Annotated in this window: 9 protein-coding genes and 4 pseudogenes; 9 read left to right on the top strand and 4 right to left on the bottom strand. The window is 37.8% G+C overall.

Annotated elements, in window-relative coordinates; all coding sequences use genetic code 11:
• Window positions 1–151: 151 nt before the first annotated feature.
• A complete protein-coding gene (locus P4S71_RS15050; protein WP_337150933.1) occupies window positions 152–2,506 on the bottom strand; it encodes a DNA polymerase II in 2,355 nt (784 codons plus the stop codon).
• Between the two features lie 60 nt (window positions 2,507–2,566).
• On the opposite strand from P4S71_RS15050, the pseudogene dinG reads away from it, so the two are divergent.
• The 7 genes and pseudogenes from dinG (at window position 2,567) to P4S71_RS15015 (ending at window position 8,447) form a co-directional block, all read left to right on the top strand.
• A pseudogene (gene dinG / locus P4S71_RS15045) lies at window positions 2,567–4,641 on the top strand (ATP-dependent DNA helicase DinG).
• Window positions 4,641–5,417: a sulfite exporter TauE/SafE family protein gene (locus P4S71_RS15040; protein WP_337150932.1), complete on the top strand. Its 777-nt coding sequence runs from the start codon at window positions 4,641–4,643 to the stop codon at window positions 5,415–5,417. Before dinG ends, P4S71_RS15040 begins: the two are co-directional and overlap by 1 nt.
• A 1-nt stretch (window position 5,418) precedes the next feature.
• Window positions 5,419–6,026 (top strand): annotated as a pseudogene (locus tag P4S71_RS15035) (primosomal replication protein).
• On the top strand, window positions 6,026–6,919 hold the full coding sequence (locus P4S71_RS15030; RefSeq protein ID WP_007378181.1) for a histone deacetylase family protein: 894 nt from the start codon (window positions 6,026–6,028) through the stop codon (window positions 6,917–6,919). Before P4S71_RS15035 ends, P4S71_RS15030 begins: the two are co-directional and overlap by 1 nt.
• Window positions 6,920–6,970: 51 nt before the next feature.
• Window positions 6,971–7,252: a late competence development ComFB family protein gene (locus P4S71_RS15025; protein WP_007378180.1), complete on the top strand. Its 282-nt coding sequence runs from the start codon at window positions 6,971–6,973 to the stop codon at window positions 7,250–7,252.
• Window positions 7,236–7,373 (top strand): annotated as a pseudogene (locus P4S71_RS15020) (DUF2496 domain-containing protein); the annotation flags it as partial. The gene P4S71_RS15025 and the pseudogene P4S71_RS15020, both read left to right, overlap by 17 nt.
• A gap of 190 nt (window positions 7,374–7,563) precedes the next feature.
• Window positions 7,564–8,447, top strand: a pseudogene (locus P4S71_RS15015) (DMT family transporter).
• A 43-nt stretch (window positions 8,448–8,490) separates the two neighbouring features.
• Here the strand turns inward: P4S71_RS15015 and P4S71_RS15010 are convergent.
• Window positions 8,491–10,689, bottom strand: coding sequence for an exonuclease domain-containing protein (locus tag P4S71_RS15010; RefSeq protein ID WP_337150931.1), 2,199 nt, complete (start codon window positions 10,687–10,689; stop codon window positions 8,491–8,493).
• Between the two features lie 89 nt (window positions 10,690–10,778).
• Here P4S71_RS15010 and P4S71_RS15005 point away from each other — a divergent pair, with 89 nt between their 5' ends.
• Window positions 10,779–11,273, top strand: a complete 495-nt coding sequence (locus P4S71_RS15005) for a phosphatase domain-containing protein (protein ID WP_007378176.1) — start codon at window positions 10,779–10,781, stop codon at window positions 11,271–11,273.
• 488 nt (window positions 11,274–11,761) lie between these two features.
• On the opposite strand, the gene P4S71_RS15000 is transcribed toward P4S71_RS15005, so the two are convergent.
• Window positions 11,762–12,967 (bottom strand): DUF3644 domain-containing protein, encoded by a 1,206-nt coding sequence (locus P4S71_RS15000; RefSeq protein ID WP_337150930.1) that lies wholly within the window; start codon window positions 12,965–12,967, stop codon window positions 11,762–11,764.
• 441 nt (window positions 12,968–13,408) lie between these two features.
• On the opposite strand from P4S71_RS15000, the gene P4S71_RS14995 reads away from it, so the two are divergent.
• The gene (locus P4S71_RS14995; RefSeq protein ID WP_337150929.1) at window positions 13,409–14,833 is read left to right on the top strand and encodes a sugar porter family MFS transporter; all 1,425 of its coding nucleotides are present in this window, start codon (window positions 13,409–13,411) and stop codon (window positions 14,831–14,833) included.
• Window positions 14,834–15,044: 211 nt separating this feature from the next.
• Here the strand turns inward: P4S71_RS14995 and P4S71_RS14990 are convergent, their stop codons facing one another.
• Entirely contained in the window at window positions 15,045–15,446 is a 402-nt protein-coding gene (locus tag P4S71_RS14990) for an outer membrane beta-barrel protein (RefSeq protein ID WP_337150928.1), read from the bottom strand.
• Between the last annotated feature and the right edge of the window lie 78 nt (window positions 15,447–15,524).

Genomic DNA, 15,524 nt, shown 5'->3' with positions numbered 1-15,524 from the left:
TAAATTACATAAAACAGGAAATTATTAACAAAACAACATGAGGGAATCATAAATTTTAACAAAAAAAGAGAAAAACACTTCATCCCACACTAAATCAGATTGAATTTCATACAAAAAATATGACTATTTAAATACGAAAACTGTAAAGTAATTATAAAAATGAAAGTTGAGCCCCTTGATATTCAATTTCTTTCAAATTCAAGGCATCAAGTACCATTTCGGCGATAGGAGTTAGCTGTTTTTGTATGTAAACCGAATAATTAAAATTATTTGAACCATTGTATAATTGCGCCCCATCATCAGAATAAACATATTCAATAATTTGACCTCGTTTAATTTCAAAATCAGGATTACTAGCTTTATACTTTTTAATCGCTTGCACTTGGGGAGGAACATTTTTTACGTAATCATTTAGATTTTGTCCTAACTTTTTACGGTATATTAACTTTTCATCGAATTCACCTGCGAACAATCTTTTGGTGTAGTCACTTATAATCTCGTGAAGTTGTTTTATTTCAAATTTTTCATTAAATAAAGTTTTGAATAACTCTTTTTGAAACTCTTGTGCAAATTCGGTCCAATCGCTGCGTACGGTTTCCATTCCTTTAAATATAAGTTCAGGCATCCCATTTTTTATAATTTGTCCTACATAGCGTTTTTTTGAACCTGTTTTTTTACCTCTTATTGTTGGCATAAAGAATGGGCTATAGTGGGTTTCAAACTCTATTTCTAAATAACTAGTAAGCCCAAAACGGTCTTTAATATCGCAGCTCCATTTATTATTAATATAGATCGTTAAATCTTTGCCTATTTGATTGCAACTCAGAGCACTTAGCTGATCGTCTGCTTTTACAAAAATAGAATCTGTATCGCCATAAATAACTTCATAACCTAACTTTTCAATCCATTTACGGGTTGTTTGCATAATTTCATGCCCACGTAATGTTATTGAACTCGATAACCTCGGATCGTAAAATCGACACCCTTTAGAGCCAAGTACGCCGTATAAGCTGTTCATTATTATTTTTATAGCTTGCGATAACATTGGCTGATTTGTATCTTTTGCCCTTTGTCGTGTATGTGTTAAATGCTTAATTAACGATGGTAAGTGGTGTTCATTTCGTGAGAAAACGGCTTCGTTAAACCCTTCAATTGCATTCTCAGGTGAATCTAATCCTTTAATAAGCCCAAGAGGGTCAATACAAAAAGTTCGCATGATTGAGGGATATAGGCTTTTAAAATCTAAAACAAGTATATTTTTATAAAGCCCAGGCACTGACTCCATTACATACCCACCAGGGCTTTCAAAAGATAAACCGTGATCACCTAAATTTGGTGCTACATACCCGCTGCGATGTAGTAATGGCAAATATAAGTTAGTAAATGCAGCAACCGAGCCGCCCATTCGCTCAAGCTCAAGACCGGTTAACTGAGTCCTCACTATTGCAAATTCAAAGAGTTGTAACTCTGCAAAAATCCTCTTAACGAGTATACAATCTTGTCGGTTATAAGCTGCTAAGTTGAGCTTATCTTCATTAAATTGACGAACAATTTCACTTAAACGATTATCTGCCTGAATTAGTTTAGATTCACCAAGGACTTTATAAGAAATATTCGCAAGCGAATAGTTATCAAAGTGATAAGTGGCATTTTTTAAGGTATCAATGCCATCTATAACGCTTCGCCCAGGTAAGGTGAGGCGAGTGTAATGCCCTGTTTTTATATTTAAAGGCTGCTGATCTCGGCCAAAATTAAGCGTTACCCCTAGTGCCTCTGCCCGAGAGTTTAACACTGTAAAATCAAATTCAATGACATTCCAACCCACAATAATGTCAGGATCATTATTATTGATATACTGCTGTAGCTTTTGTAGTAGATTAATCTCGTCAAAGCACCAATCAATATTAAATGGCTGATTATGCTGTTGAGGTTCACCAATCATTAATACAGTATCAAGGCCATTTCCTACCAGCCCAACCGAAAACAATACGCCCTCACCATTACACTCAATATCTAATGAAAGCGATTTCAGCGTGGGTGTATATTCAGGGCTCGCTTTTAATTTAGCATTGCTAATTAAAATAAAGCCGTTTTTTTGAGATACTTCACCCGTAACCCATACACCACCTTTAATAAAACGTTCCATTAAAAAACGATCGCTGTGGCGTATATCCGCTTCGTATATACTTATGTGCTTTTCAAGTAATGTGCGTGCTTTGTAAAGGTTACTTACATCATTAAAATAACAGCCTATGCACACAACACCACTAAAATGGCGCATTTCTACCGTTTTAAAATTAACACTTATATTTTCTTTATTTAGTATGCTTTGTGCAAAATTGTGTTCATCTTGTGGGATAAAAAAAACAGCTTGCTGGTTTTCAATTAGTACTTTAATTGGGCCATGCTCTGATACGAGCCAGTAGCAAAGCGTGATCCCACGCTTACTCTTAGGCGAGTATTGTTGCCTTGATAAAATAAAGCCCTGATAGATTGCTTGTGTCAACGTACGATCCCACTTAATATATACACTGTAATTATATACATACTTTAGGTAAATCATCCCATGCTTTCTGACTCACTAAAAAAAACAATTAGGCAAGTACACCAGCATGTGGCTAATAACCTAACTGATTACCGTCCGCGCAGCAGCCAAAACTACCTTGTTGCCGAAATAGCAAAAACACTCGCAGGCGACTATCACAAAAAACAACGTATATGCGTTATTGAAGCAGGCACCGGTACAGGTAAGTCTCTTGCCTATTGTTTAGGTGCATTACCACTGGCCTTGGCACAAAAAAGAAGCTAGTTATTTCTACCGCAACCGTTGCACTGCAAGAACAATTAATAGCAAAAGAGCTCCCGTTTTTTAAAAAGCATTCAGGCCTCGACTTTAAATTTGATTTGGTAAAAGGTCGTCATCGTTATATTTGCGCTCACAAATTGCATAATGCTGTTAATGGCGATAGCCAAACACAAATGGACTTTATGCCAACACTTACTTCACCATTGAGCGCAATGGAAACCAAGTGTTTAAATGAGCTATATAACGCCTATGTGAATAAAAAGTGGCAAGGCGATAGAGACAGCTGGGCCGATACTGTACCCGACAGAGTGTGGAACTTAATAGCGTGCGATAAACATTCGTGTCAGCGCCAAATGAAGGCCCATCAAACGTGTCCGTTTCAGCTTGCTCGTAACCAATTAATGCAAATGGACGTACTGGTAATTAATCACTCATTACTACTTGCCGATTTAGACTTAGGCGGCGGTAAAATTTTACCAGAGCCCGACAATACCATTTACGTTATTGATGAAGCGCACCATTTAGCACATATAACACGCGATTTTTCATCTGCTGCTGCCACAATAAAAGGTACAATAGAATGGCTTGATAAGCTCACCAAGTTTAGCGGGAAAATGGCGAAGGTTTTAGTAGGGCAAAGAGCTATTGGGCAAAACTTTAAACTTTGCGACAGTATTAACGACGCAAATAAAGACTTAAAAGTAGTTCGCGATATTCTTGATAATGCCGACTTTGAATACTCAAAAGACGATACCTACCGCTTTGAGCACGGTGAAATCCCAGAATCGCTGCACAGTAAAGCTAAAGACATAAGCGAAGCCACGCAAGATGCGCTGCGCTGTTTAAACAAAATGCACGACACCCTTACCCAAGATGTTAGCGATGGCGACATAAAACCTTACGTTGCCGACCCAATACTAGGCGAAAGTGGCCAATACATAAACCGGTTAGAACAACTAAACAAACTATGGTTTAGTTACGCAAAAAAGGGGGAAGGTGCTCCTCATGCACGGTGGATAAAACGCCTTGAATATAAAAGCCATCACGATCACTTATTAAGCGACTGCCCTATCGAGGTCGGTTATTATTTAAAAGATAAATTATGGCGCGAATGCGCAGGCGCTGTTTTGTGCTCTGCTACATTAAGTGCACTGGGCTCGTTTGATCACTTTGCTTACGAAACAGGGCTTGCCAAAGAAGAAGGCGTTAAATTTATTAAAGTACCTTCTCCTTTTGATTACCCCAAACAAGCGACTTTACGTATTCCGGTATCTAAGGTAGAACCAACCGACAAAGACTTTAGTGATCACTTAGCTAAAACTTTACCAGAGTACTTAAATGATAAAAAAGCGAACCTTGTACTATTCGCTTCTTACTGGCAAATGGACCATGTAACAAAGTTTCTTAGAACAAAAGGTTTTAACTTATTAGTACAAGGTGAGATGTCGCGAGAAGCGTTGCTTAAATTACACACCAAAAGTGTAGACGAAGGCAAAGGCAGTATTTTATTTGGAACACAAAGCCTTTCGGAAGGTCTTGATTTACCTGGTAAATATTTAGAGAACTTAATAATTACTAAAATTCCATTTGCTGTACCTACTTCGCCAATAGAAGAAGCGCAAGCAGAATTTGTACAAAGCAAAGGCGGTAACCCGTTTTTAACGATTACCGTGCCAGACGCCGCAAAGAAATTGGTACAAAGCTGTGGTAGACTGCTGCGAAAAGAGAGTGATGAAGGCTGTATTACTATTCTCGATAGGCGCTTAGTTACTAAGCGATACGGTAAAGCCATGCTCGACACCCTACCACCTTTTAAAAGACAAATAGATTATTAATGTTTGAACTCGCACTCGATCCAACAACCTGGGCTGTTTTATGTGCTGTTGCACTTGCCGCAGGTTTTATAGACGCTATCGCCGGTGGCGGTGGCATGTTAACTGTACCCGCTTTATTAACTGCTGGTTTACCTCCACATTTAACATTAGGCACCAATAAACTAGCAGCAAGTTTTGGCTCGTTAACGGCAAGCTATACATACTATAAAAAGAACTTATTTAGTCCTAAGTTTTGGGCTGCCTCTATTATTGCTACCGCAATAGGTGCATTGATAGGTACTGTTATTGTTGATCATTTAAGTATCGACTTTTTAAACAAACTACTTCCAATTATTATTATTTTAGTTGCTGGCTATAGTTTATTTGGTAATTTAAGTACCACCGAAGGTAATAAACTTCCTAAACTAAACAAAACGATGAAAATAAAACAATGGCTACAAGGTTTAGCATTAGGCTTTTTTGATGGTTTAGCAGGCCCAGGTACGGGTACTTTTTGGACTGCCTCCAATGGCATGCTTTACAAAATGAACCTGCTACTTAACTGTGGCTTAGCGCGTTCAATGAACTTTGTTTCTAACTTTATATCGTTGATAACCTTTGTAGCACTCGGCCATGTAAACTTTTTACTTGGCATAACAATGGGCTTTTTTATTATGCTAGGCGCATGGCTTGGGGCGCATTCAGCAATACGTTTTGGTAGCAAATTTATTCGTCCAGTCTTTAATACTATGGTTATACTTTTAGCATTAAAACTAATTTATGAGGCTTACTTTTAATATGCATTCAATGGCTTTAGATAAACTACGCCAACAAGTTACAACGCTAAAACAACAAGCTGAGCAATTTGATAAAGCTAAACTTTTTCTAAAAACCGTTACATGCAAGCGCAACCTAGCTTGTTTGACCGCGCAGTTTTTAGCACAAAGAGCATGAACCTAGTCGATTACGTAATAGAAATAGAAGATGAAGTGTCAAGATTACCGCCAAGTGAGCATCGCCATGCTTATACCTACGCACTTGAACGTATTGCAGCTCAAGTACAAGCTGTATTCAACGTTATTAAATCAACGCCTATTTGGGTTAAAGAGAATAAAAGCCATTATAAACCACGCCCTAAGCAAACTGTTTACAAGCAAGCGGTACAAAAAATAATGCAATCGTCGCATGAGCTTTACGACGAATTAAAACAAAACCATGAGTTTGAACGCCGTTTAGTGCTCATGATTGAAGAGCGGAAAATGCAAATGGATAAAGCCTCGCCTGCTAAAGCACAAAAGCTTAACCTTGAAATATTAAGCACACACGCTCGATTAGGCCGCTGCAGAAAAGCAATTTCTGCCACCGAAGATAAAATTCAACAAGTCGAAAAACAACAATTACGCTAATGCAGCTTTTTTACCACCCGCTATATTCTGCTTTAACGCTTCCTGAGCGCCATCGTTTTCCAATACAAAAATACCAAAAGCTTAAAGCAGAAATTGAAGGACTAGGCTTAACGCCCAATAATTTTACTTCACCTATAAAAGCAACGCCTGCTCAGCTTTCGCTGTGCCATAATCAAACTTATATAAATAACTTTTTAAACGGCACGCTTAGCAATAAAGCCATAAAAAAAATGGGCTTTCCTTATTCAAATGAATTGGTAGAGCGCACACTACTATCAGTTGGGGCAAGCATCCAAAGTAGTGAACACGCGCTAAAACATGGTTTTTCGGCTAATTTAAGTGGTGGCTATCATCATGCATACAGTGATTACGGTAGCGGTTTTTGTATTTTTAACGATCTAGCTATTGCAGCAGCACATTTAATAAATACAGAGCAAGCCGACACTGTTTTAATTTTTGATTGCGACGTACACCAAGGCGATGGCACAGCACAAATCACTCAAAATCATGACCAAATTATTACCTGCTCAATTCATTGTGAGCAAAATTTCCCTCGTAATAAACAGCAATCCACTTACGATTTTGCATTACCCGCTAAAACAACCGACGCTGAGTACCTCACTACATTAAAACAAGCACTCGATTTTTGCGTGCGTATTCATAACCCCGATATTATTTTATATAATGCTGGCGCAGATATTTACGAAAAAGATGAGTTAGGGTTATTAAATGTATCGCTCAATGGCGTATATAAACGTGACTTTTTTGTTCTCAATTTTTGTAAACAACAGAAAATACCACTCATGTGCAGCCTTGGCGGTGGTTATCAACGTAATTTAACCTCATTAGTTAATGTACATAAACAACTATTTAAAGCCGCTATCGATTTATAGTAAGCCTTGGTATAAACTCAATTAAATGGATTAACAAAGAGTGATAGGAATATGCGATTACATGACGATATACACAACTTTTACGAAAAAATTGTCCTAGAAGAAATAATTAAGAGAAAACTTGATAGACAATACAACGAAGATGTAATGGCTGACTTTTGCTGTACTGTACTAAACCAACTGCCACCAAGATATATTCGCTATGACGTAGACATGGCATTTTACTTACCACAAGCCGAACGTACACATATGGAAGAACGCGTACAAACTGCGATTGATGTGGCTATTAGTCAAATTTCTAAAAAGAAAAAGCACCATGACCAACCCACTTGATCAAGCTCCAACATACATTAAACTTGCAGTAGATTTAATTATGATATTAGAGCAACACGATGTTGCTCCAGAAGAAGTACTAAAAGCACTTGAAATAGTTAAAAGCGACTTTGAAAAAGAAGCGAACCGAAAGTTAACTTTATTTAGCATGCTCAATTGGATAGGTAGTTACAGTCTCTTCGTATTTCTCACAATTAACTTTTCTTTATTAACCTTGGTTTATTATTTTTATGTGTCAGTTCCGAATATGGCTTACACCATTTATAAACCCTGTTACTCTAAAAGCTAACCAGTATAATTAAAGTACTATCATGACCTTAGCAAGCTTACTACGATTGTTTTTTTGGCCGCTATTTGGGGCGCTTCTTTTTTATTTATGCGAATGGCAGCTAACAGCTTGGGGCCTGCAGTATTAATTGAGTTTAGAGTAGGCTTTGCTGCAGTTACTTTATTTATTGTTGCTTTGTATTTAAAACGCCGTTTAGCGTTTATCCAGCATAAAAAACACTTTTTTATTATAGGCGCGTTTAATTCTGCTCTGCCGTTTTTATTTTTTGCTTACGCAGCCCAAACTATTAGTGCATCCACACTCTCTATTTTAAATTCTACAACACCAATATGGGGTGTTGTAGTTGGAATTTTATGGACAAAAACAAAGCCCACAAAAAGTATGGTGCTTGGTTTACTGCTTGGTTTGATAGGTGTTGCAATACTTGTTGGGCAAAATCATTTTGTATTAAATAGCCAATCAATTTTAGCCATAGTAGCAGCATTAAGCGCATCACTTTGCTATGCCATTGCATCGCATTACACTAAAAACGCGCCTAAACTGGCCCCATTTGATAACGCCCATGGCTCAATGTGGGCTTCAAGCTTTATGGTATTACCGCTTATCTTATTTATGCCAATACGAGAAATACCAAGCACCAACGTTATGCTAGGTGTACTCGTATTAGGAGTAGTGTGTACCGCACTTGCTTATATTTTATTTTTTAAATTAATCGACGATATAGGCCCTACATCGGCGTTAACAGTCACGTTTTTAATTCCACTATTTGGCATTTTTTGGGGACATTTAATTTTAGATGAGCAAATTGGGCCAAATACGTTACTCGGCGCATTATTTGTAATTATAGGTACGATGCTTGTAACTGGATTTTTACCACGAAAAAAACACTTAGCTAAAGTAAGCTAAGTGCTTAAAATTGCATACTACTTCTTGCGTCAAGATTTACTGCTTATTCACTAATTTGGGATTGCTGAATAAGTAACAACAACTCAGCAGTAGCGGTTGCATCGGCCAATGCGCGGTGATGGCTCGTTAAATTTAAATTAAAATGCGATGAGAGATTGCCAAGCGAATACGACTTTAAACCTTTAAACGCTTTGCGCGATTCAACCACGGTGCACATTTTTGGCATTTTAAAAAAGTGCCCTGCCATCTCGCATTCTTTTTTAATAAAGCCATAGTCAAAATTAACGTTATGGGCTACAAAAATACTGCCTGCGAGTTTATCTAATAGCGGCTTGGCTATATCGGCAAATACAGGCGCGTTGCGTACCATGTTATCGCTTATGCCAGTTAGTGACGTAATAAAGCCGGGTATATGGCGCTCGGGGTTAACTAAGCTCGTCCAATTATCAATTACTTTACCGTATTGCACTTTTACAAGGCCTATTTCGGTAATACGGTTACCGCCTTTTAAGCCGCCCGTGGTTTCTATATCAACGATGCTGTAAACACGGTTTGGGTCTACAAACCACTTAACTGCGGCAATGTGTACCGTAAAGCCCACATTTTTTAAATTATCTATGGTGGTAAGTTGGTTGCGCCTAAGCTTATCGCCAGGGGCTTTTACCTCTTCAAAATGTACTTGACCATTATTAATGACCATTAAGTCGGGGTAGCCGTCTTTTAGCTGTAAATAATGTTTGCTCATAGCCGTTAAATGAGTAATTAATGCCTCAAGTGGGCTGTTTAAAATAAGTGCTTCTAGTGGCTCTAATAAATTGCTGCGCCATCTAAACAAACCGTTAGGTTGATCAAAGTATTGCGCTGCATTTTTGCATACTAAGTTAAGTAATGCTTGCGACGTTTGGCACTGAGCTAAGCGCTCATTTATCTGTGTTTGCTGCGCTTCATAAAAATTACCAAGCCTTAATACTTGCGGATAAATATCAAACTCATTGCATGGCGGATAAGGCGACTCCACAAATAACTCGTGCCAAAATACTAAACCAAACAAACTTTGCCAAAGCGTGTTTTCGGTATTAAATACAGCCATACCTTGGCGAGTATAATAATCGTTTACGCCCTGCTCTACTTCACCTCGGTACAGTTCATCAATTTCTAGCACGCACTGAGTGTCGGCAAGCATGGCACTTAAACGCGAACGTGTTTTTTTATTAAACTTACGCATTAAAAAATCGTCAGCAAAATACAGTAAATCATCAGTAAGTGGGTTTTCGATAATGGCTTCTAATCGAGCTTTTACCCACTCTTTATTGCCAAGCCTGTATTGCTCTCTTATTTGAATTTCTTGTGCTTCGCTATCATCCACGCACCCTTCAAGTAAGCTAAAAGCAAGTTCGCTATCAACTGTTTTTAGCTGCCTATAAAGCCTAACTAATAGTTTGTTTTTCAATACAACGGCAATTGCACCATGTGCAGCTTGCACTAAAACCTGCGACGCTAAATCGACGTAATCGCTCTCATCTGTAATATTTTTAAATGCTAACCGGTAACGGTTTAATAAATAGTTTGATTGCGCTTCGTCAAGTGTTTCAAAACGCGACAAGCTCTCGCTGTGTCCTTCGCGCGTAGCGGTTAAGCCTAAGTCTCGCATTACAAAACGGTTTTGATGATTCACATCACCACTGCTTAGTTTGCCTGCAAATAAAAACTCAAAATACTCGTAGTAATCACTGCGGTTGTTAATTACATACTGGCTATAAAGTGGCGCAAGCTCTTTTGGGCATGCTTTAAAAAACTCACGCGCAATATCCACCAGCGCGCCTTTAGCGGCGCTTTTTTTAAAGCTTATTTGCTCACTATAACTACTTAGCAACTCAACCAAAGAAGGCTTAGTTAAGTGCGCTAAAAGCTGCTGGTAATGCTGCTCGTTTGGCTCAAATAAAATGCCGGCTTTTTTTAGCGTATAAATAGCCTGATGCGGCGAGGTTATTTCTTCATAATTAAGCGATTGCGCCTTCACCAAATAAGGCTTTCGCGAGTACACACGCGCCAACATGCATTGGCTTTGCTCATCTAGCTGGTTAATTTTACTAATAAGTTCGCGGTGCTTGGGCTCAAGTAAATGCATACATTTACTTGTTACAAACTCAATAAGCTCTCTAAAATGCGCTAAATAGTATTTTGCTGGTAATTCTTTTTTCATAATACCGCCATAACTGTATATAAAAACAGTATCTAGCATTTGTGCTTATTATTCAATCTTAAACTTGTAACTAAAACACGCTATAGTGAGCTTATTAAAGCAAATTCATTAAAAATAAAGGACTTACCATGAGCGCGCACCCATACGATATTTTATCACTCAACAACGGCGCAAATATTATTTTTACGCCTTGCCCAGGCACAAAAACACAAAACCTAGCTGATTCAATCGCTACATTAAAAGCTGCTAAAACTCACATGCTGCTTTCACTTATGCCGCAAAAGGAGCTTGAAAAAAACAACGTAGAAACAATTAATAATGAGTGCAAAAAACACGATATAACCTGGTTTCATTTACCTATAAATGACGACGAAGCACCAAAACAGCCTTTTATATCAAGATGGAACACCCACAAAACCGACATATTACAGGCCATACAACACAAACAAACCATTGCCATACATTGCAAAGGCGGTACAGGCCGCACAGGGTTGGTCGCTGCGCTTATTTTAAATTCGGCAGGTTACACAAAAGAAGAAGTATACAGCCTAGTACAAGGTATTCGCCCTAAAGCGCTTACTATAGAATTGCAAAAAGAGTACTTTAATAACTCTGAAGCGTGAAGCAGGAACTGGGCAAGATTTAGCACTATAAATAGTGCTAAAAATACTTTTAAGCTAGCTATGGATTAGCGATTGGTAACGCTTAACTATTTGTTATGTGTTATATCAATAATATTTATCTAGACTTATCGGGTTTTATTAGCAAAGTAACAAATAACGTTGAAAATATAAAAAATATCGAAAAAATACTATAAACAATGTCGAACACATCAGTCTCAATGTCGATTAAAATATAAGCACAAAAATACGTTGAACCAGAAAATACGTAAACTAAAAAATTGTTCCACTTATCACCGGCTTTGATTTGAGCGTAGTAAGTAAGAATCAAAGTTACTATACCAATACATATAAAAGTCAAATTTCACTCCTAAACACGTAAAGCCCGCTTATGGGCAACCAAAACTTAGCGCCAATTTGGTTATAGTTTGGCGAAGCACCAAAACTAAATCGCCACGCAGTTTTGGGGTTCCAGCGAGAAACGAGCAACTTCACCGTTTCTTATATGAATCAACAGCACTCTTTAACCAGTTGTTTTGTTTAACTAGATTATTTACAAACCAGTTTACAAATTTAGCAGAATATCGATGGATATCTGTGTAGTTGTGATATTCAGAGTTGTTATTTGCCTTAATTTTATGCTTAAAAAGTACTGCTTGAAACGAGTAAGACGTAACTTTTAACTCAGACTGATCTCGGTTGATTTGCTCGATTGCAGAATTAGTAGTATACGGGTGAGTAGCATTCAGGTCTTTTGCTGTAGTGATTATCACTGCCTGTTGCCCGTCTACACCTGTACTCAAAGTGAGATCAGCTTCATCCGTTTTTTTAGATAACTTAAGCTTATAATCGATTGATATTGTATATTTATCAGAATCAACATCTTTACTAGTTTCTTCAAACTGTTTTAAAAAAGTTAAAACTTCTTTGGCCGTTAATTCACCATATGATTCTTTTATAACGCCTATTTCAGGTTCTGGTCCATCAATGACTAAACTCAACATTCCCACACTTTGTCCTGATAGTGGGGAATTGCCCATTTGATTTTTATAACGTTCTTGGTAATTTAAAACATTAGCTTGGAAAAGTCGTGATAGTTGAGGTTGTAATTCAGGTATAAGAAGATGAGTAGCATGATCTCTTAGCTGAATTAATGTTTCAATGTTCTTTTTTACGGGGTCATTATTTTGTAATCGCAGCGGTAAAGCATCTGAGATACTAATACTTTTACCATTGGAATAAAAAACCTTCTCATGACCTAAAGAATCTAAAACTTCAGCTTTTAAAAATAACTCCCAAGAATTAACCATCATAATAGCAAAAGCTTCAACTCGATTACTTAAGCTTGGGCGATTATAAACTTCTAAAGCAAGTGTAAATGCATCAAGGCTACGTTTTATTAGCTTTTGATAAATTTTCTCATCTGGCGTTAGTACTTTTGCAGCCGTACTTTGTGACATTAAACGGACAAAATCGTCATTTGATAGCTGAGAACATCCCTCAGAAACCCAGCCACCTTTTTCAGATTTAAATATAAATTTTCCTTTCAGCTTTTCGGATATATATTTATTAACGCTCTTAGGGCTATAACCTGTTTTTTCAGCTGCTTCTTGAAAAGTAAAAGATCTTCCATCTTTCTCTTTTTCTTTTTCTCGGAAGAAATCTAATAATAGGACCCTTTTATCAACTCTAGGCATTTACACTCCATGTACAATTGCTTACTAACAACTTTAGCTACGATATTTGTCGTTTTATAAACCGACAATGTTCCTATATTCAATGCATTTACCTTAACCACCAAATAATCACTTGTAAACAATTACCTAACTTCCAATCAATTTATGTAATTGCAAAAGCACACTTAAAGGTACAGATCAGTAATATTGTTCCAACAGGCACTTCCTATACAAAGCATATTATTTATTAAAATTCAGTCTGTGTTATCTAAAAAGGCAGTAACTTAATTTTAAAGTAACGCCGGTAAGCTAATACCTTTAAATTAAAGCCATTAAGTTGAAACCTTTAAAAACAACTTAATTTATACTCGCCAAACCCTTTGTATCTGCACAAATGTATTCAGCCATAACGCTTTACGATATTATGCTCCTTTGAACTTAATTTAACTTTCAGGGCATATAATGACAACGCACACACCGCCTTCCAACTCAGCCAACACAGCTGAACACACCTCTCTTTTTTACGTAATATTTATATCGGCTGTGGCTGCTATTGGTGGCTTTTTATTTGGTTTTGACTCGGGCGTTATTAACGGCACAGTGTCGGCGCTAGGTAATGCATTTAATTCAAGCAGTGTGGCTACGGGCTTTAATGTAGCGTCTGTGTTATTAGGGTGCGCCCTAGGTGCACTTGCTGCGGGGCCGCTGGCTGATAAGTTTGGTCGCCGTGCAATTATGATCATCACTGCGATTATTTTTGCCATTAGTGCTTTTGGTTCGGGCATTAGCGAAAGCTCTGTGGAGTTTATTTTTTACCGTTTATTTGGTGGTTTAGGTATTGGTGCTGCATCGGTATTGGCGCCAGCTTACATTGCTGAAGTTGCGCCACCAGCACTACGTGGTCGTTTAGCTACATTACAACAACTCGCTATTGTATTGGGTTTATTTGCTGCTTTTTTAAGTAACTACTTAATTGCTGATGCAGCAGGCAGCGCGCAAAATATTTTAATGCTTGATATAGCCGCTTGGCGCTGGATGTTTTGGGCTGAGCTTGTGCCTGCTGTGTTATTTTTAGTGGGTGTTTTGTTTATTCCGGAGTCGCCTCGTTATTTAGTGGCGCAAGGTAAAGTGGATGATGCAAAATCGGTATTTAGTAAAATATCGAACGACAATATTGATGCGCAAATAAGCGATGTTAAAGGCTCTTTGCATAGCGATAAAAAGCCAAGTATTCGTGATTTATTTATTGATAACAGTAAAAAAGTACACCCAATTGTTTGGGTGGGTGTGGCACTGAGTGTATTTCAGCAATTTGTGGGTATTAACGTAGTATTTTATTACGGCTCAGAGCTTTGGCAAGCCGCTGGGTTTGACGAGTCGCAATCGTTATTTATAAATGTACTCGCAGGCACTACTAATATTGTATCAACCTTTATTGCCATTGCCCTAGTTGACAAGATTGGCCGTAAACCACTGCTATTAGTCGGCAGTATTGGTATGTTTATGAGCTTAAGCGCGCTTACTTATATATTTGGCAGTGCAGGCCTTGATGAAGCAGGCAAACTTGCACTTAGCGATAACATGGGTACGTTTGCGCTTATTATGGCTAACTTATTTGTGGTATTTTTTGGCTTAAGTTGGGGCCCAATTGTGTGGGTATTATTAGGCGAAATGTTTAATAACCGTATTCGTGGGGCAGCGCTTGCTGTTGCGGCTAGTGCGCAGTGGATTGCTAACTTTGCCATTACCATGACCTTCCCTATTATGCTGGCCAATATTGGCCTTGCTGGCGCTTATGGCTTTTATGCGTTATCGGCATTTATAAGTATATTTTTTGTTGTTAAATACATAAAAGAAACACGCGGTAAAACGCTCGAATCTATGTAATATCAATCTACATAGTCAGTAATGGCGAGGCTACTCGCCATTTAGCTACGAGCTTTAAAACTCAAATAATATACCCAATTGAGTTGTTTCATTGCGGCCGAACTCAACTTCAGTACTCGCATACGAAAGTGAAAGTAAAACCAAATCACCCAGCGGTACTTCAAATCTTACTTTATAAGTAAAATCAGTTCCTGAAAATTCCTCTTTTGCCTCAGAGCCTGGGTTTAAAAAACCCTTGTTTAGTGTCTAATTCCCAGCGCGATAACCCAACCATTGGCACAACCCTAAAGTGTGTTGCTAAATCAAATGAATACCCTACCATTGCCTTAAATTCATACGTTTCGTAACTATCAAAAGTACCAAATAATACATCACTTGATGTATAGGCTAAATTAGCCTCTGTGACTACATTGTTTTCAAACTTATAACCGAGTATATAACCAAGCGAAAACCCGTCGGTGTCAAAATCTTCTTTTAAAATTGCAAAATCTTTATCTACTTTTATTTTTCCTGTACCAAGCTCAACGCCCATTCTTATTTGAGCCTCATTGGCATGTGTAGTAAAACTACTCATTAACAATGTGAATGCACTAAGTGTGATTATTTTTTTCATTTTATTATCCAATATTGAGTTGACCTTAAAACGACACTTTGTTGCTCCAAGGGTGTGTTCAATATATGATATTAAGCG

The organism is Pseudoalteromonas sp. B62 (assembly GCF_037162565.1).
Taxonomy (GTDB): domain Bacteria; phylum Pseudomonadota; class Gammaproteobacteria; order Enterobacterales; family Alteromonadaceae; genus Pseudoalteromonas; species Pseudoalteromonas fuliginea.
Note: the sequence above shows the minus strand (reverse complement) of the source record. Positions and strands in the feature narration are given on the sequence as shown.